19 protein-coding genes are annotated in these 22,054 nt (G+C 61.0%); 11 read left to right on the top strand and 8 right to left on the bottom strand.

Features of this window, described 5'->3' with window-relative positions:
• The first annotated feature begins 104 nt into the window (after positions 1–104).
• Positions 105–1,340 (top strand): sterol desaturase family protein, encoded by a 1,236-nt coding sequence (locus BT116_RS10325; protein WP_072342999.1) that lies wholly within the window; start codon positions 105–107, stop codon positions 1,338–1,340.
• Here BT116_RS10325 and BT116_RS10320 read toward each other — a convergent pair.
• Positions 1,321–1,944: a DedA family protein gene (locus BT116_RS10320; RefSeq protein ID WP_003206742.1), complete on the bottom strand. Its 624-nt coding sequence runs from the start codon at positions 1,942–1,944 to the stop codon at positions 1,321–1,323. The two genes, BT116_RS10325 and BT116_RS10320, sit on opposite strands and share 20 nt — an antisense overlap.
• 205 nt (positions 1,945–2,149) lie before the next feature.
• Between BT116_RS10320 and hemB the strand changes: the two genes are divergently transcribed.
• A complete protein-coding gene (gene hemB, locus BT116_RS10315; RefSeq protein ID WP_063323855.1) occupies positions 2,150–3,163 on the top strand; it encodes a porphobilinogen synthase in 1,014 nt (337 codons plus the stop codon).
• A gap of 17 nt (positions 3,164–3,180) precedes the next feature.
• Entirely contained in the window at positions 3,181–5,397 is a 2,217-nt protein-coding gene (gene ppk1, locus BT116_RS10310; protein WP_072342996.1) for a polyphosphate kinase 1, read from the top strand.
• Positions 5,398–5,605: 208 nt separating this feature from the next.
• Here the strand turns inward: ppk1 and ppx are convergent, their stop codons facing one another.
• From ppx to BT116_RS10285, 5 genes are all read right to left on the bottom strand, one after another.
• Entirely contained in the window at positions 5,606–7,108 is a 1,503-nt protein-coding gene (ppx, locus tag BT116_RS10305) for an exopolyphosphatase (protein WP_072342993.1), read from the bottom strand.
• Between the two features lie 260 nt (positions 7,109–7,368).
• Positions 7,369–8,103 carry an amino acid ABC transporter ATP-binding protein gene (locus tag BT116_RS10300; protein ID WP_072342990.1) on the bottom strand — a complete coding sequence of 245 codons (735 nt, stop codon included), beginning with the start codon at positions 8,101–8,103 and terminating at the stop codon, positions 7,369–7,371.
• Positions 8,090–8,740: an amino acid ABC transporter permease gene (locus tag BT116_RS10295; protein WP_003206735.1), complete on the bottom strand. Its 651-nt coding sequence runs from the start codon at positions 8,738–8,740 to the stop codon at positions 8,090–8,092. The genes BT116_RS10300 and BT116_RS10295 overlap by 14 nt, the downstream gene beginning before the upstream one ends.
• Positions 8,737–9,417 carry an amino acid ABC transporter permease gene (locus tag BT116_RS10290; protein WP_003206733.1) on the bottom strand — a complete coding sequence of 227 codons (681 nt, stop codon included), beginning with the start codon at positions 9,415–9,417 and terminating at the stop codon, positions 8,737–8,739. The genes BT116_RS10295 and BT116_RS10290 overlap by 4 nt, the downstream gene beginning before the upstream one ends.
• Before the next feature lie 21 nt (positions 9,418–9,438).
• Positions 9,439–10,224 (bottom strand): transporter substrate-binding domain-containing protein, encoded by a 786-nt coding sequence (locus BT116_RS10285; RefSeq protein ID WP_014340791.1) that lies wholly within the window; start codon positions 10,222–10,224, stop codon positions 9,439–9,441.
• 254 nt (positions 10,225–10,478) lie between these two features.
• Between BT116_RS10285 and BT116_RS10280 the strand changes: the two genes are divergently transcribed.
• The 7 genes from BT116_RS10280 (at position 10,479) to BT116_RS10250 (ending at position 18,761) form a co-directional block, all read left to right on the top strand.
• The gene (locus BT116_RS10280) at positions 10,479–11,186 is read left to right on the top strand and encodes a FadR/GntR family transcriptional regulator (protein WP_072342987.1); all 708 of its coding nucleotides are present in this window, start codon (positions 10,479–10,481) and stop codon (positions 11,184–11,186) included.
• Between the two features lie 121 nt (positions 11,187–11,307).
• The gene (trxA, locus tag BT116_RS10275) at positions 11,308–11,637 is read left to right on the top strand and encodes a thioredoxin TrxA (RefSeq protein WP_072343190.1); all 330 of its coding nucleotides are present in this window, start codon (positions 11,308–11,310) and stop codon (positions 11,635–11,637) included.
• Positions 11,638–11,878: 241 nt separating this feature from the next.
• A complete protein-coding gene (gene rho, locus BT116_RS10270; RefSeq protein ID WP_003206716.1) occupies positions 11,879–13,138 on the top strand; it encodes a transcription termination factor Rho in 1,260 nt (419 codons plus the stop codon).
• Between the two features lie 141 nt (positions 13,139–13,279).
• Complete coding sequence (locus BT116_RS10265; RefSeq protein WP_072342985.1) at positions 13,280–15,232, top strand: acyltransferase family protein; 1,953 nt, start codon at positions 13,280–13,282, stop codon at positions 15,230–15,232.
• 79 nt (positions 15,233–15,311) lie between these two features.
• Positions 15,312–16,778: a 4-hydroxy-3-polyprenylbenzoate decarboxylase gene (ubiD, locus tag BT116_RS10260; RefSeq protein ID WP_072342983.1), complete on the top strand. Its 1,467-nt coding sequence runs from the start codon at positions 15,312–15,314 to the stop codon at positions 16,776–16,778.
• The gene (locus tag BT116_RS10255; protein WP_072342981.1) at positions 16,778–17,746 is read left to right on the top strand and encodes a CDP-6-deoxy-delta-3,4-glucoseen reductase; all 969 of its coding nucleotides are present in this window, start codon (positions 16,778–16,780) and stop codon (positions 17,744–17,746) included. Before ubiD ends, BT116_RS10255 begins: the two co-directional genes overlap by 1 nt.
• Positions 17,747–18,092: 346 nt before the next feature.
• Positions 18,093–18,761, top strand: coding sequence for a gamma-glutamylcyclotransferase (locus BT116_RS10250; RefSeq protein WP_072342978.1), 669 nt, complete (start codon positions 18,093–18,095; stop codon positions 18,759–18,761).
• Here the strand turns inward: BT116_RS10250 and glpT are convergent.
• Complete coding sequence (gene glpT / locus BT116_RS10245; RefSeq protein WP_072342975.1) at positions 18,737–20,086, bottom strand: glycerol-3-phosphate transporter; 1,350 nt, start codon at positions 20,084–20,086, stop codon at positions 18,737–18,739. The genes BT116_RS10250 and glpT overlap by 25 nt on opposite strands.
• 340 nt (positions 20,087–20,426) lie before the next feature.
• Here glpT and BT116_RS10240 point away from each other — a divergent pair, with 340 nt between their 5' ends.
• Positions 20,427–21,014 carry an energy transducer TonB gene (locus tag BT116_RS10240; RefSeq protein ID WP_256572569.1) on the top strand — a complete coding sequence of 196 codons (588 nt, stop codon included), beginning with the start codon at positions 20,427–20,429 and terminating at the stop codon, positions 21,012–21,014.
• Positions 21,015–21,064: 50 nt separating this feature from the next.
• On the opposite strand, the gene BT116_RS10235 is transcribed toward BT116_RS10240, so the two are convergent.
• Entirely contained in the window at positions 21,065–22,042 is a 978-nt protein-coding gene (locus BT116_RS10235) for an NADPH:quinone oxidoreductase family protein (RefSeq protein ID WP_072342972.1), read from the bottom strand.
• Positions 22,043–22,054: the final 12 nt, after the last annotated feature.

Below are 22,054 nucleotides of genomic sequence, written 5' to 3'. Positions count from 1 at the left end.
TGGCGTTAAATGTCTACTAATTTGTCACTCGTTGCCATAGGGGGATCGGGCAGCTACACCTAATCTGCCGACTATCTCCCTGCCTCGCATGCCCGGGTTGCGTCATGAACTTCATCCTGTATGCCGTGCCGTTCTTCTTCGTGCTGATCGCCGTCGAGTTGCTGGCTGATCGCTGGCGGGGCGTGAGCCACTACCGTGTGGCCGACGCGATCAACAGCTTGAGCACCGGCGTGCTGTCGACCACAACGGGCCTCTTGACCAAAGGCGTGGGGCTGCTGACCTACGCCTTTGCGCTGAAACACCTGGCCGTCATCGAACTGCCTGCCGACCGGGCCTGGGCCTGGGTGTTTGCCTTCGTGCTCTACGACTTCTGCTATTACTGGCTGCACCGCATGGGCCATGAACGCAACATCCTCTGGGCCGCCCATTCGGTGCACCACCAGAGCGAGGACTACAACCTGTCCACCGCGTTGCGCCAGACCAGCACCGGGTTCCTGTTGAGCTGGATCTTCTACGTCCCGCTCGCCGTACTGGGTGTGCCACTGGTGGTCTTCGTCAGCGTCGCGGCGTTGAATCTGCTGTACCAGTTCTGGGTCCACACCCAGCACATTCCCAAGCTCGGTTGGCTGGAGTGGTGCTTCGTTACGCCGTCCAATCATCGTGCCCACCATGCACAGAACCCTCTCTACATGGATCGCAACTACGGCGGGGTGTTCATTATTTGGGACCGTCTGTTTGGCACCTTCCAGGAAGAAGACGTCAACGAACCGGTGATTTTCGGCGTGACCACGCCGCTGGAGAGCTGGAATCCGTTGTGGGCCAACCTGCAGTTCTATGCGCAGCTGTGGGCCGATGCCAGGCGGGCCGGGCGTTGGTGGGACAAGCTGCGGATCTGGTTCATGCCCACCGGTTGGCGTCCGGCGGACGTCGCGGCCAGGTACCCGCTGAACAAGTCGGACTTGAGCCAGTTCCGCAAATTCGACGTGCCGTTGGATGCTCGCCAGCAGTGGTACCTGGGGCTGCAGTTCTGCGCCTACATTGCCTTGGGCAGTTATCTGATGAACCTTGAAGCCAGCCTGCCGGTCGTCGCCCTGATGCTGGGTTGGGGCGCGGTGGCGTTCGGTCTGTTCGTGTTGGGCGTGGCCCTGGAGAATCGCCCGTGGGCGTTGCGGCTGGAGCTGTTGCGGCTGGCCTCGAACCTGCCGCTGGTATGGCTGGCGCCACTGGCCGGGTTGTGGCCGGCCAACCCTGTGGCCTGGGCCGGGCTGCTCAGCTACAGCCTGCTCAGCGGCATCGGGCTATATTGCTGCCGTACCCGGTTTACTCGGTTGGCGTCGTAGGTTCGCCGGACCTGGCTTGCTCCAGGCGCTCGGCTTCGAGGACTTTCCTGGCCAGGCGCGCATTCTTGATGCGTCGGCGCAGCCACAAGACCAGGCCCAGCACCAGCAGTGCGCCGAGTACCCACAATTCATACTTCTTGATGCTGCCCAGCATGCCTTCGAGCACTGCGCCAAAGTGGTACGCGGCCGCAGCCAGCGCCGTGGCCCAGATCGCCGCACCGATGCCGTTGAGCAACAGGTAGCGACCCGGCGGATAGCCTGACAGACCGATCGCCACCGGCATCACCGTGCGCAGGCCATAGACAAAACGGAAACTCAGGACCCAGATGTCCGGATGCCGGCGGATGTGCTCCAGCGCCCGATCCCCCATCAACTGCCAGCGCGGCTTGCGGGCCAGCAGCTTGCGCCCGTGCTTGCGTCCCAGGAAATACCACAGCTGATCGCCCGCGTAGCTGCCGCAGAACGCCACGACGACCACCAGGTTGATGTCCATGTAGCCACGGAACGCCAGGAAACCTGCGAGCACGAGGATAGTTTCGCCTTCGAAGAACGTGCCGATAAACAGGGCCAAGTAGCCGAAGTCATGCAGAAATTGTTGGAGCATTGTCTGGGTGCTGGCGAAATGAACGCGCAGCCTAACCCTTCAGGCACATTCAGGAAAGTATCGAAATGTGTCTCGACGTGAACAATTCCTACAATGACAATAACTGCGACGACCGGACGCAGGTGCACATAACTGTAATGTCTTCGTCATAATGGGCGCTTATAACTGTCACGCTCGCCCGTCAGCACGGGCTCAGGAGTCTGCCGTGAGCTTTACCCCCGCCAATCGTCTGTTCCCTGCTACCCGCCTGCGCCGCAACCGTCGTGATGAGTTCTCTCGTCGGCTGGTACGTGAAAACGTGCTGACCACCAATGACCTGATCCTGCCGGTGTTCGTGCTGGACGGTGAGAACCGTCGCGAAGCGGTGGCATCGATGCCCGGGGTGGAACGCCTGACCATCGACCTGCTGCTCGAAGAAGCCGCCCACTGGGTCGAGCTGGGCATTCCGGCGCTGGCGCTGTTCCCGGTCACGCCGCCGACACTCAAGTCCCTGGACGCTGCCGAAGCCTGGAACCCGGAAGGCATCGCCCAGCGCGCGACCCGCGCCTTGCGCGCGCGCTTCCCGGAGCTGGGGGTGATCACCGACGTGGCGCTGGACCCGTTCACCACCCACGGGCAGGACGGTATCCTCGATGAAGAAGGCTACGTGCAGAACGACATTACCGTCGATGCACTGGTCAGGCAGGCCCTGTCCCACGCCGAGGCCGGCGCCCAGGTCGTGGCGCCGTCGGACATGATGGACGGGCGCATCCAGGCGATCCGCGAAGCCCTCGAGGTGGCCGGTCACGTCAACGTGCGGATCATGGCCTACTCGGCCAAGTACGCCAGCGCCTATTACGGTCCGTTCCGCGACGCGGTCGGCTCGGCCCTGAACCTGGGCAAGGCCAACAAGGCCTCTTATCAGATGGACCCGGCCAACAGTCAGGAAGCCTTGCACGAAGTGGCGGCTGACTTGTCAGAAGGGGCAGACATGGTCATGGTCAAGCCTGGCATGCCCTACCTCGACATTCTTTGCCGGGTCAAAGACGAATTCAAAGTGCCGACCTTTGTTTATCAGGTCAGCGGCGAGTACGCGATGCACATGGCCGCGATCCAGAACGGCTGGTTGGGCGAAGGGGTGATCCTGGAGTCCTTGACCGCTTTCAAGCGCGCAGGGGCTGATGGCATCCTGACTTACTTTGCCGTGCGCGCCGCCCAATTGTTACGAGAGCAGAAATAGCCTCCCAGGAACTTGCGATGAATACCGAAGGACTCTCCGAAGTTGCCGTAAAAGACGCTCAACCCGTGGTCGAGCAGATTGCCGAGACACCGCCGGCGCTGGAGCCTGCTGCCCCAGCTGTCGTCGAGCCCGCACCGGCCCCGGCGATTGTGATTCCCAACCTGGATGACAGCAGCCTGTACATCCATCGGGAGCTGTCGCAACTGCAGTTCAACATCCGCGTGCTGGAGCAGGCGCTGGACGAGTCCTACCCGCTGCTGGAGCGGTTGAAGTTCCTGCTGATCTTTTCCAGCAACCTGGATGAGTTTTTCGAAATCCGCGTCGCCGGGCTGAAGAAGCAAATCACCTTCGCCCGTGAACAGGCTGGTGCCGACGGCCTGCAACCGCACCAGGCCCTGGCGCGCATCAGCGAGCTGGTCCACGGCCATGTGGACCGGCAATACGCGATCCTCAACGATATCCTGTTGCCGGAGCTGGAAAAGCACCAGGTGCGCTTCATCCGTCGGCGCTACTGGAACACCAAGATCAAGACCTGGGTGCGCCGCTATTTCCGCGACGAGATCGCACCGATCATCACGCCGATCGGTCTCGATCCGACACACCCGTTCCCGCTGCTGGTCAACAAGAGCCTGAACTTCATCGTCGAGCTGGAGGGCATCGACGCCTTCGGTCGCGATTCCGGCCTGGCGATCATTCCGGCGCCACGCCTGCTGCCGCGGATCATCCGCGTGCCGGAAGACGTCGGTGGCCCTGGCGACAATTATGTGTTCCTGTCGTCGATGATCCACGCCCATGCCGATGACCTGTTCCAGGGCATGAAGGTGAAAGGTTGCTACCAGTTCCGCTTGACGCGTAACGCCGACCTGTCGGTGGACACCGAGGACGTCGAAGACCTGGCCCGCGCCCTGCGCGGCGAGCTGTTCTCCCGTCGCTACGGTGATGCGGTGCGCCTGGAGGTGGCCGATACCTGCCCGAAACACCTGTCCGATTACCTGCTCAAGCAGTTCAACCTGCATGAGACCGAGCTGTATCAGGTCAACGGCCCGGTCAACCTGACCCGACTGTTCAGCATCACCGGCCTGGACAGCCATCCGGAGCTGCAATATCTGCCGTTCACGCCGCAGATCCCGAAACTGCTGCAAAACAGCGAGAACATTTTCAGCGTGGTCAGCAAGCAGGACATCCTGCTGCTGCACCCGTTCGAGTCGTTCACACCGGTGGTTGACCTGCTGCGCCAGGCCGCCAAGGATCCCCACGTCCTGGCGGTGCGCCAGACCCTGTACCGCAGCGGCGCCAACTCGGAAATCGTCGATGCCCTGGTGGACGCGGCGCGAAACGGCAAGGAAGTCACGGCAGTGATCGAATTGCGCGCGCGCTTCGACGAGGAATCCAACCTGCAACTGGCCAGCCGCCTGCAGGCGGCGGGTGCGGTGGTGATCTATGGCGTAGTCGGCTTCAAGACCCACGCCAAGATGATGCTCATCCTGCGGCGTGAAGCCGGTGAGATCGTGCGTTACGCCCACTTGGGCACCGGCAACTACCACGCTGCCAACGCCCGCCTGTACACCGACTACAGCCTGCTGACCTCTGACGATGCCTTGTGCGAAGACGTCGGCAAGCTGTTCAGCCAGTTGATCGGCATGGGCAAGACCCTGCGCATGAAGAAACTGCTGCATGCGCCGTTCACCCTGAAAAAGGGCATGCTCGACATGATCGCCCGGGAAACGCAGTTCGCCTTGGACGGCAAACCGGCCCACATCATTGCCAAGTTCAACTCGCTAACCGACCCGAAGATCATTCGTGCGTTGTACAAGGCCAGCCAGTCGGGCGTGCGCATCGACCTGGTGGTGCGTGGCATGTGCTGCTTGCGGCCGGGCATTGCGGGGGTGTCCCACAACATCCATGTACGCTCGATCATCGGGCGCTTCCTGGAGCATACGCGGGTGTTCTACTTCCTCAACGGCGGTGAGGAGCAGATGTTCCTGTCCAGTGCCGACTGGATGGAGCGCAACCTCGACAAGCGGGTCGAGACCTGCTTCCCGGTGGAAGGCAAGAAGCTGATCCTGCGGGTCAAGAAGGAGTTGGAAAGCTACCTCACCGACAACACCCACAGCTGGAGCCTGCAGTCGGATGGTCGCTACATCCGCAACACCCCGACCGGCAACCAGAACCCGCGCAGCGCCCAGGCGACGTTGTTGGAGCGCTTGAGCAGTCCGGTGTTGGCGGTTCGTTAAGGTTGGGGTGATGCAGTTCTGATGGTTTAAGGATATCTGTGGCGAGGGGATTTAGCGAAACGTCGCACCGCCCCGCTGGGCTGCGAAGCAGCCCTGAAACCTGCGGGCCAGTTGTGTCAGGTTGATTACCTTCCAACTCTTTGGGGCCGCTTCGCGGCCCAACGGGGATAAATCCCCTCACCACAATAGATCTGTGTTGTGGCGGGGCTCAGTGAATGTTCAGCACAATCCCGACCCGGGTGAGCCAGTCGGCTTCCTGGGCGAAGTCGGCCTGGGTCAGCTGGTTTTCTTCCAGCCATCCGTCGGGGAACATCACGTCCAGTTGATCGCCGTCGGCATGCAGGGCGACCTGGGGCATTTCCTGGGTGCCACGGATGTGGTGGAACAGGATCGCGAAGCGCAGCAGCACGCACAGGCGAATCAGCTTGATGCCGTCATCGCCGAACTCGGCAAATTTATCCTTGGGAATATTGCGTCGGTGGCCACGCACCAATAGCGCGAGCATCTGCTGGTCTTCCCGGGAGAAGCCCGCCAGGTCGGAGTGTTCGATCAGGTAGGCGCCATGCTTGTGGTAATGATAGTGGGCAATGTCCAGGCCCACTTCATGGACCTTGGCGGCCCAGCCCAGCAACTCGCGCCAGACCCCGTCGTTAAGGTCCCAGTCGTCGGCCACCTGGTCGAAGGCATGCAGCGCCTTGCGTTCGACCCGTGCGGCCTGCTCCAGGTCGACGTGATAACGCTCCATGAGCGAGCCAAGGGTGCGCTCGCGCACGTCTTCGTGATGATGACGCCCCAGTAGGTCATACAGCACGCCTTCGCGCAGGGCGCCTTCACAGTGGTCCATGCGCTGCAATTCGAGGGCGTCGAAAATCGCCTCGAGGATCGCCAGGCCCGCGGGGAAAATCGCCCGGCGGTCGGGCTTGATGCCTTCGAAATCGATTTTGTCGGCATCGCCGAGCTTGAACACCCGGCGCTTGAGCCAGGCCAGGCCCTCGGCATTGACCTCGCCGGTGCCATGCCCGCCGGCCTTGAGGGCCAGGCCAATGGCGCGAATGGTGCCCGAGGAGCCAATGGCTTCATCCCACGTCAGGCGGTGCAGGGCGTGCTCGATGCTCATGATCTCCAGGCGCGCCGCCGTATAGGCCTGGGCATAGCGGGCCGGGGTGATCTTGCCGTCGCGGAAATAACGCTGGGTGTAGCTGACGCAGCCCATCTGCAGGCTTTCGCGCAGCAGAGGTTCGAAGCGCTGGCCGATGATGAATTCGGTACTGCCGCCACCGATGTCCGCCACCAGGCGCTTGCCTGGGGTGTCGGCCAAGGTATGGGAAACGCCCAGATAGATCAGGCGGGCTTCTTCACGGCCGGAAATGACTTCTACCGGATGCCCGAGGATTTCTTCTGCGCGGCGGATGAACTCGCCACGGTTGCGCGCCTCGCGCAGGGCGTTGGTGCCCACGATCCGCACCGCGCCCAGGGGCATACCGTTGATCAGTTGGGCAAACCGCTTGAGGCAGTCGAGCCCGCGCTGGATGGATTCTTCGCTCAGCTTGCGCTCTTCGTCGATACCGGCGGCCAGTTGGACCTTCTCGCCGAGCCGCTCAAGAATGCGGATTTCCCCGTTCTGGGCCTTGGCGACGACCATGTGGAAGCTGTTGGAGCCCAGGTCGATGGCGGCGATCAGGGACAGATTCTTGGCTTGGGATGGCGGCATGGTCAAAAAGTCTCGGTCGATAACCTCGCCATCCTGCCACGATCAACCGCCTACGCCAACGCACCTGAACCAAACCCTTGAGCCAGAGCAGCTTGCAGGGTGCCCTTGTGGCGAGGGGATTTATCCCCGCTGGGCTGCGCAGCAGCCCTAAAGCTGTGAACTCAATTATCCTGGCACGCCGAGTTGCCTGGTTTGGGGGCCGCTTCGCAGCCCAGCGGGGATAAATCCCCTCGCCACAGAGTGTTCCTTGGCTGAGAAAATCAGGCCGGCTCGACCGTCCCGATGAAGTTCGCCAGCTCCGCAGTCTGCGGATCGGCGAACAGCACCTTGGGATCGCCCACCTCATGCACCTTGCCCTGGTGCATGAACACCAGTTTGTCGCCCACTTCCCGGGCGAAGCGCATTTCGTGGGTGACCATGATCAGGGTCATGCCCTCCTTGGCCAGTTGCCGCACCACGCTGAGCACTTCATTGACCAGTTCCGGGTCCAGGGCCGAGGTGATCTCGTCGCACAGCAGCACTTTCGGCGACATCGCCAGCGCGCGGGCAATCGCCACCCGTTGCTGCTGGCCACCAGACAACCGGTCGGGGAAGGCATCGAACTTCTCGCCAAGCCCGACCCGTTTCAGCATCTGCCGCGCCAGCACGGCCGCCTTGGCCTTGGGCACTTTTTGCACTACCTGTGGCGCCAGCATGACGTTCTCGCCGACCGTCAGGTGCGGGAACAGGTTGAACTGCTGGAACACCATCCCGACTTTCTGGCGCAGGCTGCGCAGGTCGGCGCGGGCCGCATCGAGGTATTCGCCGTCGACTTCGATCACGCCATCATTGATCGATTCCAGGCCATTGAGGGTGCGCAGCAAGGTGGATTTGCCCGAGCCGCTGCGGCCGATGATCGCCACCACCTGGCCTTCCTCGACACTCAGGTCGATGCCTTTGAGCACGTGATGATCGCCGTAGTATTTATGCAGGGCGGTAATTCTAAGCAGAGGCATGCAGTCTCCTTTCCAGGTAGCGCGCACTGAGGGACAAGGGGTAGCAGAGCAGGAAATAACCGAGGGCAACCAGGCCATAGACCATGAACGGCTCGAACGTGGCGTTGGCGAGCATGCCGCCGGTCTTGGTCAGTTCGGTAAAGCCAATGATCGACGTCACGGCCGTGCCCTTGACCACTTGCACCGAAAAGCCCACGGTCGGCGCCACGGCGATGCGCAGGGCCTGGGGCAGGATGACGTAGCGCAACTGCTCCAGCGGGTTGAGGGCCAGGCTCGCCGAGGCTTCCCACTGGCCGTGGGAAATCGAGTCGACACAACCGCGCCAGATCTCCGCCAGGTAGGCGCTGGTAAACAGCGTCAAGGCAATCGCCGCCGCCATCCAGGGGGAAATCTCCACCCCGGCCAGGGCCACGCCGAAGAACACCAGGAACAGCTGCATCAACAGCGGTGTGCCTTGGAACAGCTCAATGTAGGTCCGGGCGATGTTGCGGGGCAGGGCGCTCTTGGAGATGCGCAACACCATGATCAGCAAACCGATCACGCCGCCACCGATAAACGCCACCAGCGACAGCGCCAGGGTCCATTGCAGGCCGGTGAGCAGGTTGCGCACCACGTCCCAGAAAGTGAAATCGCTCATCGGCCGCTCCCGTTGCTGCTCTTGTACAGGCAGCGGCGGCCCACCCAGTTGAGGAACTGGCGGATCAACAGCGCCATGCACAAGTAGATGAGCGTGGTCAGCGCATAGGTTTCGAAGGCGCGGAAGTTACGTGACTGGATGAAGTTGGCGGCAAAGCTCAACTCTTCGGTGGCGATCTGTGAACACACCGCCGAGCCGAGCATCACAATGATGATCTGGCTGCTCAACGCCGGCCAGACCTTGCCCAGCGCCGGCAGCAGCACCACATGACGGAAGGCCTCGAAGCGGCTCATCGCCAGGGCCGCGGCGGCTTCCAGTTGCCCTCGTGGGATGGCCTGGATGCCGGCGCGAATGATCTCGGTGGAATAGGCGCCGAGGTTGATCACCATCGCCAGCACCGCCGCCTGCCATTCGGAAATCTGCAGGCCCAGGGACGGCAAGCCGAAGAAGATGAAAAACAGCTGCACCAGGAACGGCGTGTTGCGGATCAGCTCCACGTATACGCCGAAGATCGCCGCGAACGGGCGAATGTTCCACGCCCGCACCACGGCCCCGACGATGCCCAGGCTGACCCCGAGCAACGTACCGATGGCCGTCAGTTCCAGGGTGAACAGCGCGCCGCGCAACAGCAGCTCGGTGTTTTGCACCACCGGCAGAAAATCGAACTGATAAGCCATGCTCAGCCTCTCAAGCGACGGTCAGAGATCGGCCGGCAGCGGCTGCTTGAGCCAGGTCTGGGAATTTTTCTCCAGGCTGCCATCGGTCTTGGCGGTGGCGAGGATCTGGTTGACCTTGTCCAATAGCGCCGGCTCGTTCTTGTTCACGCCCACGTACACCGGCGAGTCCTTGAGTTTCACCTTCAGGGCCGGAACACGCTTGGGGTTGCGTTCGCTGATGGCGACCATCACCACGTTGCCACTGGCGATCAGGTCCACCTGGCCGGCCAGGTAGGCGGCAATGGTCGAATTGTTGTCTTCGAAGCGCTTGATGGTGGTGCCTTCGGGGGCGACCTTGGTCAGCTCGATGTCTTCGATGGCGCCCCGGGTGACGCTGATGGTCTTGCCCTTGAGGTCGTCCAGGTTGTTGATGGCGGCGTCAGGCGGACCGAACACGGCCAGGTAGAACGGCGCGTAGGCGCTGGAGAAGTCGATGACCTTTTCCCGCTCCGGGTTCTTGCCCAGGCTGGAAATCACCAGGTCGACCTTGCCGGTGGTCAGGAAGGGGATGCGGTTGGTGCTGTTGACCGGCGTCAGTTCAAGCTTGACCTTGAGCTGGTCGGCCAGCAGTTTTGCAGTGTCGATGTCCAGGCCGCGGGGTTTCATGTCCGGGCCTACCGAACCGAATGGCGGGAAGTCCTGGGGCACGGCGACCTTGAGGGTGCCACGCTTGACCACGTCTTCCAGGCCATCGGCGTGGGCGGGTAGCTGACAGAGCATCAGGCTGGCAAACAGAGCTGTGAGCAGGGCGCTGCAACGCTGAATCATGGCGAATCTCCGCAATCGGTGATGTGATTTCTGCGTTCGGACAGAGCACAGGCCATGCCAAGGCGACTTTTCAGCGGCCCAAGCCGCGGTTTTGCTGGCGGAGGGCGGTCTTACTGGTCTGAACAGTCGCGGCGTTTTTCGCACCGTTATCGGGCGTCGGTATTTGTCGCCGAACCCTGCTGGGGCACGACTTGCCGGGCGCGGCGAATAGCTTTACAACTAGCCGCTCACTGGCCCGGTTCGTCTAAAAAATCATGAATTCCATCGCTCGCGCCGTTCCTGAAGTGGCCCTGCAAGCCATCCGCAAACTGATCGTCGATGAAGGCTTCGGCCCGGGCGATGCGCTGCCGTCGCAACGGGACCTGGCGCTGCAACTGGGGGTGAGTCGGGCGTCGCTGCGCGAAGCGCTGTCATCGTTGAGCGCTTTGGGGATGATCAGCGTGCAGCCGGGCAAAGGGGTTTTCGTGCAGGCACCGGTAGAGGCTCCACGCAGCGAATCGGCGCCGGGCTGGCCGTTCGCGGCCCAGGCCTCGCCAGTGGATATCTTCCAGTTGCGCTACGCCCTGGAGGGTTTCGCGGCGGGGTTGGCGGCGGTGACGCTCAGCGCCGATGAGCTGGACATGCTGCAAGACAATGTCGAAGCCATGCGACGGGAATTGAAAATCGGCGATTTCGACGCCGCCGCGCGGCTGGATTTCGAATTTCATCGGCGAATCCTGTTGGCCAGCGGCAACCAGGCGATGCTGAGCATTCTCACCGCCAGCGCCGAGATCTTCCTGGAAAGCCAGAAACTACCGTTCATCAGGGCGGAACGGGCGATGGAAACCTGGCAGGAACATCGCAAGATCCTTCGCGCCTTAGCTCGCCGCGCTTCAGGCGCTGCGCAAAAAGCCATGCAGGAACATGTACGTAACGCTGCACTGCGTACCGGAATTGCCTTCGTCGCCCCCGCGGCTTCATGACGTCGGCCATACCCAAAGCCATCGACCGCCATAGCGAGACTCAATCAACTGCGGCTTCCTGAACCCGGGAAGGGCCGCTATGATGGGCCACGTTTTTTTGCTGACAACCCCGGAGATTTCCATGAGCAGCGATCTGATCAAACACGTTAGCGACGCTAGCTTCGAGGCTGACGTACTCAAGGCCGAAGGCGCGGTACTGGTCGACTATTGGGCTGAGTGGTGCGGTCCCTGCAAAATGATTGCCCCGGTCCTGGACGAGATTGCCGAGACCTACAAAGGCAAGCTGACCGTTGCCAAGCTGAACATCGACGAAAACCAGGATACTCCGGCCAAGCACGGCGTACGCGGTATCCCGACCCTGATGCTGTTCAAGAACGGCAACGTCGAAGCCACCAAAGTGGGTGCGCTGTCGAAGTCGCAACTGGCGGCTTTCCTCGACGCCAACATCTAAGCGCCGAATGCCACTGAAAAAGCCCCGCAAATCGCGGGGCTTTTTCGTTATCCGGGGCTAGACGCTTGCAAACCCAGGTGGTACATTCGGCCCCGCACTGGTTTCTCCATTGCCCCCTGCAAGCCGTCGCCGACGCTCTCCTTTCGAATAAGTACGCGATCCTGTCGCCTTCTCCGCGGCGCGGCCTCATTAAGCCAAAAGCTTAATTTCCCCCCTCCATAAATGATTACGTCATTCCTATATGAATCTGACTGAACTCAAGCAAAAGCCGATTACCGAACTGCTCGAATTGGCCGAACAGATGGGCATAGAAAATATGGCCCGTTCGCGCAAGCAGGACGTGATTTTCTCCCTGCTCAAGAAGCACGCGAAAAGCGGCGAGGAAATCTCCGGTGATGGCGTGCTGGAGATTCTCCAGGACGGCTTCGGCTTCCTTCGCTCCGCAGACGCTTCCTATCTCGCCGGCCCGGACGATATCTACGTCTCGCCGAGCCAGATCCGTCGCTTCAACTTGCGCACCGGTGACACCATCGTTGGCAAGATCCGCCCTCCGAAGGAAGGCGAGCGTTACTTCGCCCTGCTCAAGGTCGACACGATCAACTTCGACCGTCCGGAAAACGCGAAGAACAAGATTCTCTTCGAGAACCTGACCCCGCTGTTCCCGACCGTGCGCATGAAGATGGAAGCCGGCAACGGTTCCACCGAAGACCTCACCGGTCGTGTCATCGACCTGTGTGCACCCATCGGCAAAGGCCAGCGTGGCTTGATCGTGGCACCGCCGAAAGCGGGCAAGACGATCATGCTGCAGAACATCGCGGCCAACATCGCCCGTAACAACCCTGAAGTTCATCTGATCGTGCTGCTGATCGACGAGCGTCCGGAAGAAGTGACCGAGATGCAGCGCACCGTGCGCGGCGAAGTGGTCGCCTCGACGTTCGACGAGCCGCCGACCCGCCACGTGCAGGTTGCCGAAATGGTGATCGAGAAGGCCAAGCGCCTGGTCGAGCACAAGAAGGACGTAGTGATCCTGCTGGACTCCATCACTCGTCTGGCCCGTGCCTACAACACCGTGATCCCGAGCTCCGGCAAGGTGCTGACCGGTGGTGTCGATGCCCACGCGCTGGAAAAACCGAAGCGTTTCTTCGGCGCCGCGCGAAACATCGAGGAAGGCGGTTCGCTGACCATCATCGCCACCGCGCTGGTTGAAACCGGCTCGAAGATGGACGAAGTGATCTACGAGGAGTTCAAGGGCACCGGCAACATGGAGCTGCCTCTGGATCGTCGTATCGCCGAGAAACGTGTGTTCCCGGCCATCAACATCAACCGTTCCGGCACACGCCGCGAAGAGTTGCTGACCGCCGACGACGAATTGCAGCGCATGTGGATCCTGCGCAAGCTGCTGCATCCGATGGATGAAGTCGCCGCCATCGAGTTCCTGGTCGACAAGCTGAAGACGACCAAGACCAACGACGAGTTCTTCCTGTCGATGAAACGCAAGTAACACGAAGCAACGCTTCAAAAAAAGAGCGCCCCTGACCGGGCGCTCTTTTTTTTGGCTGGATTTGTATCAAAGCAGACAACTTTCGAAGGCCAGCAGTATCCTTGCTGTTGGCATTTGTATTTTTAAACGACAAGGAACGTTATGCACACATTTGGCAATCGCCGTGACATCGACGGGTTGAGGGCCCTGGCCGTTATTCCGGTGGTGCTTTTTCACTTCGGTTTCAGCACGTTCAGCGGTGGTTTTGTCGGAGTCGACGTCTTCTTTGTCATTTCCGGGTTCCTGATCAGCAGCATCCTGTTCCGTGAGATGGGTGCGCAACGCTTCAGTTTCATCGATTTCTGGGCCCGACGTGCGCGACGCATCCTCCCGGCCTTGAGCCTGGTGCTGTTGGCAACGTTGGTCATGGGGTGGTGGCTGCTGACGGCCAAGGATTTTTCCGAGCTTGGCCGGACGGTTCGTTACCAATCGCTGTTCATTTCAAACATCTTGTTCATGCGAGAAGACGGCTACTTCGAGCCGGCGTCGGACTTGAAGCCGTTGCTTCATACCTGGTCGCTGGCGGTTGAGGAGCAGTACTACATTTTCTTTCCGTTGTTGATGTTGTTGATGCGCCATGTTCGTCATTGGCGCTGGATGTTGTTTGCCATGTTGCTGATTTCTTTCGGGCTGAACATCACTTACATCGACCGCAAGCCTGACGTCACTTTCTTCTCGCTGCCGACACGTGCCTGGGAGCTTTTGTGCGGCGCGATGCTCGCGGTATTGCCCGCGTCAAGACATGTCGTGAGGCCGTGGCTCTATCAATTGGCGGGCGTGGCCGGGTTGGCGGCGGTCCTCGTGGCGGTGTTCACCTTTGACAGGACCACGACGTTCCCAGGGTGGGCCGCTCTACTGCCTGTTCTCGGTGCCACCGCGTTGATCTGGTCCGGGGCACAGGGTTCGACCTGGGTGGCTCAACTGCTCGGTGCCAAGGTGCTCGTCTGGATTGGCTTGATTTCCTATTCCCTCTATCTGTGGCACTGGCCGATCTACGTCTATGCCAATGCTGTTTCCATCGACGGTATCGAGCATTTGGAGGCCGTGGGTTGGATATTGCTGGCGTTGAGTCTTGCCTGGCTGAGTTGGCGCTTCGTTGAGCTTCCGTTTCGTGAAAAGCGTTTGCTGCCCGGACGCAAACCGGTGCTGGTGGGAGGCTTGCTGGCCATGGTCGCCCTGGCGGTGACAGGTTCGGTGGTGCGTTCGGCGGATGGCTTTCCCCAGCGCCTCACCGGCAAGGCGTTGGAGTATGCGCAGGCGCGGGATTGGAAAGCCGGGCAGATGAAGTGCTTTCTGATGACGTCGGACAAGAGTCTGGACAAGGCGTGCCTGGTTGGCGAGCACAAAGAGGTCCCGGCGACTCAACTGTTCTGGGGCGACAGCCATGCCGCTGCGTTGTTGCCGCCGATCGAAAGCAATGCCACGCGCGCGAGGCGGCCGGTATGGCTTTACAGCATGAGCGCTTGTCCGCCTATCCTGAGCGACGACCTGCACCAACGTTGCAAGGACTTCAATGAAAGAACCATGGAGCAGGTTCGCCGTCTGCAGATCAAGGATGTGGTGTTGGCCTCCAACTGGAGTCTTTACGTCTATGGTCGTGAGGACGGCGATAACCATTTACTGCTCAACCCCCGTGACAATAGGGCCCAGGCCGAGTCGCGCATGGCTGCGGCGCTCAAGGCTCGGGTGGCGCTGTTGAGGGCGGCGGGTGTGCAAGTGTGGCTGTTCAAGGAGGTGCCGCTGCAGCGCAAGAACGCGATCGATCGATTGACGAGCCTGGCCCGGGTCGGACGTTCGACCGAAGGCTTGGGGCGTCCGCTGCAGGAGCACTTGTCCCGCCAGCATTTTTTCAGCGCCTTGTTCGACTCGATGAGCGCCGCGGATCCAGGCGTACATGTCATCGATCCGACCCCGCTGATGTGTCCGGGCCAGATTTGCAGCATCGAAGTCAATGGTCACTCACGGTACAAGGACGAGGATCATCTCTCTGATCTCGGTAGTACCCGACTACGTCCGCTGTTTGCCCCGGTACTCTTGGGTACAACCGACAATTGATCGCCGCCGCGCACACACGGGCTGCTGTTTGGGCGCTGGAGCAGGTAGGATATACGCCTATTTTCGGGGTGGCATCTCAATGCAATTCAAGGATCTTCGGGATTTCGTGCAGCAACTTGAGCAGCGCGGTGAGTTGAAACGCATCCAGGTTCCTATTTCTCCCGTATTGGAGATGACGGAAGTCTGTGACCGCACGCTTCGCGCAAAAGGCCCGGCGCTGTTGTTCGAAAATCCGACAGGCTACGACATTCCGGTCCTGGGCAACCTGTTCGGCACGCCGGAACGCGTGGCGCTGGGCATGGGCGCCGAAGCGGTCAGCGAACTGCGCGAAATCGGCAAGCTGCTGGCGTTCCTCAAGGAGCCCGAGCCGCCGAAAGGCCTGAAGGACGCTTGGTCCAAGCTGCCGATTTTCCGCAAGATCATTTCCATGGCGCCGAAAGTCGTCAAGGACGCTATCTGTCAGGAAGTGGTGATCGAGGGCGACGATGTCGACCTGGCCATGCTCCCTGTGCAGACCTGCTGGCCGGGCGACGTAGGGCCACTGATCACCTGGGGCCTGACCGTCACCAAGGGCCCGAACAAGGATCGCCAGAACCTGGGCATCTATCGTCAGCAGGTAATTGGTCGCAACAAGGTCATCATGCGCTGGCTGAGCCATCGGGGCGGTGCACTGGACTACCGTGAGTGGTGTGAAAAACACCCCGGCCAGCCCTTCCCGGTGTCGGTGGCCCTGGGCGCGGACCCGGCGACCATCCTTGGCGCCGTCACGCCCGTACCCGACAGCCTCTCCGAATATGCGTTCGCCGGCCTGTTGCGCGGCAACCGCACCGAGCTGGTGAAGTGCCGTGGCAACGACCTGCAAGTACCGGCCACCGCCGAGATCATCCTTGAAGGGGTGATCCATCCTGGCGAAATGGCCGATGAAGGGCCGTACGGCGACCACACCGGTTACTACAACGAAGTCGACAGCTTCCCGGTGTTCACCGTCGAGCGCATCACCCATCGGATCAAGCCGATTTACCACAGCACCTATACCGGCCGTCCGCCCGATGAGCCGGCCATTCTCGGCGTGGCGCTGAACGAAGTGTTCGTGCCTATCCTGCAAAAGCAGTTTCCAGAAATCACCGATTTCTATTTGCCCCCGGAAGGCTGTTCGTATCGCATGGCCGTGGTGACCATGAAGAAGTCGTATCCGGGGCACGCCAAGCGGGTGATGCTCGGTGTCTGGTCGTTTTTGCGACAGTTCATGTACACCAAGTTCGTTATCGTCACCGACGACGATATCAACGCACGGGACTGGAACGACGTGATCTGGGCCATTACCACGCGCATGGATCCCAAGCGCGACACCGTGATGATCGAGAATACGCCGATCGACTACCTCGACTTCGCCTCGCCAGTGTCCGGTCTGGGGTCGAAGATGGGGCTCGATGCCACGCATAAATGGCCCGGTGAAACCACTCGCGAGTGGGGCCGGGTTATCGTCAAGGATGAGGCCGTTACCCAACGGATCGATGCCATCTGGAATCAGTTAGGAATAGATTGATGCGTGTAACCTTGCAGCCTTCCGGGGCGGTGCTGGAGATCCGGCCCGCCGAGCGGATTCTCGATGGCGCGCGGCGCCTGGGCTATGAATGCCCGCAAAGTTGCCGCAACGGCAACTGCCACGTCTGCGGCGCGTTGTTGGTGGAGGGCCGTGTGGAACAGGCGGGCGAGGTGCGCGATCACGGTGAGATCTTCACCTGCATCGCCGAACCCCTGGAGGACTGCGTGGTGTTGTGGGATGGCGTGCTGTCGCCGGGTGAGCTACCGGTACGCAACCTGGCGTGCCAGGTGGTCGAGTGCGCCGACGTGGGGGGCGATGTCTGGCGAGTGCGCCTGCGTGCGCCGGCCGGCAAGCCGCCGCGCTATCACGCCGGGCAGTACCTGATGATCGAACGGGAAAACGGCGAAAAATCGGCCTTCTCCCTGGCCTCGGCGCCGCATTCGGGGCGCGAGCTGCAATTGCACGTGTTGGTGCGCGAAAGCAGTGCACAAGCCCTGCTGGAGCAGCTGCGGCGCAACCCCAGCGTGCGTATCGAGATGCCTTTTGGCGACACGCATTTGTCCGAATTGCCCGATGGCCCGTTGGTACTGATCGCCGCCGGAACCGGCATGGCGCAGATGCACAGCCTGATCGAGCATTGCCGGGCGGCGGGTTTCAAGCACCCGGTGCACCTGTATTGGGGCGTGCGGCGGCCGGAAGATTTCTATGAAATCGAGCATTGGGACGAATGGAAAAAACTGCCGAACCTGTTCCTGCACAAAGTCGTCAGCGACTTGTGCGGCTGGGAAGGGCGCTGCGGCATGCTCCATGAAGCCGTGTGCGAGGACCTCAGCGATCTTTCCGGCGTGCACGTCTACGCCAGCGGCTCGCCGGCCATGATCTACGCCACGCTCGATGCGTTGGTGGAAGCCGGAATGGACGCCCATCAAATGCGCGCGGATGTCTTCGCCTATGCGCCTCGGGCTTGAGTAGCACTCATTTAGCCCAGGCTAAGGTGCTTTTGTGGCGAGGGGATTTATCCCCGTTGGGCTGCGAAGCGGCCCTCGAAATCAGAAATCAATTGATCTGACACACCGAGCGCTCGGATTTTTGGGCCGCTTCGCGCCCCAGCGGGGATAAATCCCCTCGCCACAAATGTATAGATCTGCACATATGCCTATTCGATATTTAGTTCATGAGCCAGATGCCGTTAAGGTATATGCCAGCGCCCCGAGCATTCATGGCATCCAATTTGCCTTGGTTCTGCCAAGCGTCAGTGTCATGACGGCGCACCATCCAGCTTCATGAATTGCGAGGAGCCCTACGCTACCGGCCATGACCGCTATCGAATCCGCCATTACATGCGTCTTGTACCCGCCAAGGCTCGACCTGGGCCCGCAACTGACCCGTGAGCAATTGCTCGCCTCGATGCAATTGACCATGAGTCTCCACCAGGGCGGTCCGGTCTGGCTGTTTGCTTACGGTTCATTGATCTGGCGGCCCGAATGCACGGTGGTGGAGCGGATGCGCGGCCGGGTCCATGGTTATCATCGCGGTTTGTACCTGTGGTCCCACGAGCATCGCGGTACACCGGAGTTGCCGGGGCTGGTGTTCGGGCTGGATCGCGGCGGCTCGTGCAGCGGTTTCGCCTACCGATTGCCGGAGGAGAATCTCGAGGATTCGCTGTTTGCCCTGTGGCAACGCGAGATGCCGGTCCCGTCCTATCGCCCGCATTGGCTCAGTTGCCGTCTCGAGGATGGCAGCCGGGTGCAAGCCTTGGGGTTTGTACTGGAGCGACACCTGCCCAGCTATGCCGGCAACCTGCCGGACCATGTGCTGAGCCAGGTCTTTGAAAGCGCCTGTGGGCGTTACGGCACCACTCGCGATTACGTCGAGCAGACCATCCACGCCCTGCGCAGCCACGCCATGCCAGACCGGAATCTGGAGGCGCGGCTCAAGCGCTGTAAATCAGCGCAGGATCAGGCGATCGCTTCGCGGCTCTGACTGGCGATTTGCTTGTGCCACAGGGTTGGCGCGAGGAAGGCCATCGCCAGCAGGCAAGCACCGATCAACAACACAAAACCGCCGTTCCAGCCAAAATGGTCCACGGTGTAGCCCATGGCGGCACTGGCCGCGACCGAACCACCCAGGTAACCAAACAAGCCGGTGAAGCCTGCGGCGGTACCGGCGGCCTTCTTCGGTGCCAGTTCCAGTGCCTGCAAACCGATCAGCATCACTGGGCCGTAGATCAGGAAACCGATGGAAACCAGGGCGATCATGTCGACGGTCGGGTTGCCGGCCGGGTTCAGCCAGTACACCAGCGTCGCTACGGTCACCAGGGCCATGAACACCATGCCGGTCAGGCCACGGTTGCCGCGGAAGATCTTGTCCGACATCCAGCCGCACAGCAGCGTGCCGGGAATGCCCGCCCACTCGTAGAAGAAATAGGCCCAGGAGCTTTTGTCCACCGTGAAGCCCTTGGCTTCCTTGAGGTAGGTCGGCGCCCAGTCCAGCACGCCGTAGCGCAGCAGGTAGACAAACACGTTGGCCATGGCGATGTACCAGAGCATTTTGTTGCGCAGCACGTATTTGACGAAGATTTCCTTGGCGCTGAATTCGTTCTCGTGACTGGCGTCGTAGCCTTCGGGGTAGTCGTTCTTGTATTTCTCGATCGGCGGCAGGCCCACCGATTGTGGGGTATCGCGCATGGTCACGAAGGCGAACACGGCAACGGCGAGCGCTACAGCAGCCGGCACATAGAATGCCGCGTGCCAGTCATTGAACCAGCCCATCCCCAGCAGGAACAACGGGCCGATCAGGCCGCCGCCGACGTTGTGCGCCACGTTCCACACCGACACCACGCCGCCGCGTTCTTTCTGCGACCACCAATGCACCATGGTCCGTCCGCTGGGTGGCCAGCCCATGCCTTGGGCCCAACCGTTGATGAACAGCAGGATGAACATCATGGTCACGCTTGACGTTGCCCAAGGCGCGAAACCGAACACGAACATCACCCCCGCCGAGACCAGCAAGCCGAAGGGCAGGAAGTAACGCGGGTTGGACCGGTCGGACACCAGGCCCATCAGGAACTTCGACAGCCCATAGGCGATGGCGATGGCCGACATGGCCAGGCCCAGCTGACCACGGGTATAACCCTCGTCGATCAGGTACGGCATGGCCAGGGAGAAGTTCTTGCGCAACAGGTAATAGCCGGCGTAGCCAATGAAGATCCCGGCGAAGATCTGCCAGCGCAGGCGTCGGTAGGTGCTGTCTATTTTTTCTTCAGGCAGGGACGCCTGATGGGCGGCAGGGCGAAAGAAGGCAAACATTCAAGGGCTCCAGGTTCTTGTTATGACTGCGGATGCGAATGTTACAGTTTCGTTACCGAAAATAGCATTGGTTCTTATCGTTTAAACAGCGAAATTTTTCTGATCGAATGTTCTTAAACGAACATGTCGCTCAGGTATTGGCGAAAGCTGTTGTAGGAAATGTCGCCACAGGCTTTTTTCACGCGGTGCATCGGTGGCAAGGGGGCAGGACAGTGGGAAAGGTCCTTCACCCAAATGGGACGTCTCGCTATTCAGCCCCAAGGCCGCGGCCTCTACCCTCTATGTCTTTGCCAAGTCTGGCATTCAGGTGAGGGGTGAGGGCATGAGGTGGTGTGTCGTGATGCTGTTGTTGTGCTTGTCCGCTACGAGCGGGGCGACGGATGTGTTGTTGGTGCCCGAGCACAATCCCAAGCCGGACTACCCGACGGCCCTGCACCGGAAGGGCGTCGTGGGTGTGGTCCGGGTCGGCTTCACGGTGCATGCCGATGGTCGTGTCGATGAAGTCGCGATCCTGCGCAGCGATCATCCGGATTTCGCCGAGGCCGCTCGGGAGGCCGTGAGGCAATGGCGCTTCAGGCCGTGGGCGGTGGACCACGAACATCCGGCGCAGACGCACGTCATAGCGCCCTTCGAGTTCCGCCTGGATGGCGTGCCACTGGATGCCAACAAGTGGATCAAGACCTGGAAATGCTCGGACATCAATGCGCATGCCAGGGGACAGCTGTGGGTAGAGGATTTGCTCCCGTTCCGTTACACCCGCAGTTACTTGTCTAATGTGTTTTTTGTGAAACAGATGCCGGATGTGGAGCGTTTGGCCTTGATCGCCCGGTTCAACAGGCGCCTGCCTACGATCGTGCAGCGTTGCGGGAGTTTTCCGGCGGCACGGTATGTGCGGATGCTGCCGCAGGAGATTCGCGAGTTGCTTTAGTGCGGCTCAATAGCGGTCCGGCGCTTGAGGTCCTGACCGCTTTGAGGCATTCAACGCACCTGCACAACCACCTTCCCCACCGCCTTGCGCTGCCCCAGGTCATTGATCGCCTGCGCCGCATTGCTCAGCGGGTACACCTGCGACACCAGCGGCTTGAGCTTGCCTTCGGCGAACCAACCGAACAATTGCTGGAAGTTGGCGGCGTTGTCCTGGGGCTGGCGCTGGGCGAAGGAGCCCCAGAACACGCCCACCACGGCGGCGCCCTTGAGCAGGGCCAGGTTCACCGGCAGCTCGGGGATGCGTCCGCTGGCAAAGCCCACCACCAGCAGCCGGCCGTTCCAGGCGATGGCGCGGATGGCCTGGTCGAACAGGTCGCCACCCACCGGATCGTAGATCACATCGGCGCCCTGGCCGTCGGTGAGGCGCTTGATTTCATCCTTCAGGCTGGTTTCGTTGTAGTTGATCAATTCGTCGGCGCCGGCCGCCTTCGCCACGGCGAGTTTTTCTGCGCTGCTGGCAGCGGCGATTACCCGGGCGCCCATGGCCTTGCCGATCTCCACCGCCGCCAGGCCGACACCACCGGATGCGCCGAGCACCAGTAGGGTTTCGCCGGCTTGCAGGTTGGCCCGTTGCTTGAGGGCATGCATCGAGGTGCCATAGGTCATGCTGAAGGCGGCGGCGGTGTTGAAGTCCATGGATGCAGGGATCGGCAACACGTTGTAGCCAGGTACCGCCACCTGTTCGGCAAAGCTGCCCCAGCCAGTCAGCGCCATTACCCGGTCGCCGACCTTCAAGTGGCTGACTTTCTCTCCCACTTCGCTGACGACGCCCGCCGCTTCGCCGCCGGGGGAGAACGGGAAGGGTGGCTTGAATTGGTATTTGCCCTCGATGATCAGCGTGTCAGGGAAGTTCACCCCGGCGGCATGCACGTCCAGCAGCACTTCGTTCTTCTTGGCGATGGGGCTGGCGACGTCTTCCAGCACCAGCGATTCGGCGGGGCCGAATTCTTTGCACAGCACGGCTTTCATCAGGGCTATTCC

Origin of the sequence: Pseudomonas sp. NFACC16-2 (genome assembly GCF_900119205.1) — a bacterium.
Taxonomy (GTDB): Bacteria; Pseudomonadota; Gammaproteobacteria; order Pseudomonadales; family Pseudomonadaceae; genus Aquipseudomonas; species Aquipseudomonas fluorescens_Q.
This window is presented reverse-complemented; position numbering and strand designations above follow the sequence as displayed.

Excerpts from the sequence above, each read along its gene's own strand:
- rho (WP_003206716.1), top strand. The coding sequence starts at position 11,879 with ATGAATCTGACTGAACTCAAGCAAAAGCCGATTACCGAACTGCTCGAA.
- BT116_RS10285 (WP_014340791.1), bottom strand. The coding sequence starts at position 10,224 with ATGATTCAGCGTTGCAGCGCCCTGCTCACAGCTCTGTTTGCCAGCCTG.
- ppx (WP_072342993.1), bottom strand. The coding sequence starts at position 7,108 with ATGCCGCCATCCCAAGCCAAGAATCTGTCCCTGATCGCCGCCATCGAC.
- ppk1 (WP_072342996.1), top strand. The coding sequence starts at position 3,181 with ATGAATACCGAAGGACTCTCCGAAGTTGCCGTAAAAGACGCTCAACCC.
- BT116_RS10280 (WP_072342987.1), top strand. The coding sequence starts at position 10,479 with ATGAATTCCATCGCTCGCGCCGTTCCTGAAGTGGCCCTGCAAGCCATC.
- BT116_RS10265 (WP_072342985.1), top strand. The coding sequence starts at position 13,280 with ATGCACACATTTGGCAATCGCCGTGACATCGACGGGTTGAGGGCCCTG.
- BT116_RS10300 (WP_072342990.1), bottom strand. The coding sequence starts at position 8,103 with ATGCCTCTGCTTAGAATTACCGCCCTGCATAAATACTACGGCGATCAT.
- BT116_RS10240 (WP_256572569.1), top strand. The coding sequence starts at position 20,427 with ATGCTGTTGTTGTGCTTGTCCGCTACGAGCGGGGCGACGGATGTGTTG.
- ubiD (WP_072342983.1), top strand. The coding sequence starts at position 15,312 with ATGCAATTCAAGGATCTTCGGGATTTCGTGCAGCAACTTGAGCAGCGC.
- glpT (WP_072342975.1), bottom strand. The coding sequence starts at position 20,086 with ATGTTTGCCTTCTTTCGCCCTGCCGCCCATCAGGCGTCCCTGCCTGAA.
- BT116_RS10295 (WP_003206735.1), bottom strand. The coding sequence starts at position 8,740 with ATGAGCGATTTCACTTTCTGGGACGTGGTGCGCAACCTGCTCACCGGC.
- BT116_RS10255 (WP_072342981.1), top strand. The coding sequence starts at position 16,778 with ATGCGTGTAACCTTGCAGCCTTCCGGGGCGGTGCTGGAGATCCGGCCC.
- BT116_RS10250 (WP_072342978.1), top strand. The coding sequence starts at position 18,093 with ATGACCGCTATCGAATCCGCCATTACATGCGTCTTGTACCCGCCAAGG.
- BT116_RS10290 (WP_003206733.1), bottom strand. The coding sequence starts at position 9,417 with ATGGCTTATCAGTTCGATTTTCTGCCGGTGGTGCAAAACACCGAGCTG.
- BT116_RS10235 (WP_072342972.1), bottom strand. The coding sequence starts at position 22,042 with ATGAAAGCCGTGCTGTGCAAAGAATTCGGCCCCGCCGAATCGCTGGTG.
- BT116_RS10320 (WP_003206742.1), bottom strand. The coding sequence starts at position 1,944 with ATGCTCCAACAATTTCTGCATGACTTCGGCTACTTGGCCCTGTTTATC.
- trxA (WP_072343190.1), top strand. The coding sequence starts at position 11,308 with ATGAGCAGCGATCTGATCAAACACGTTAGCGACGCTAGCTTCGAGGCT.
- BT116_RS10325 (WP_072342999.1), top strand. The coding sequence starts at position 105 with ATGAACTTCATCCTGTATGCCGTGCCGTTCTTCTTCGTGCTGATCGCC.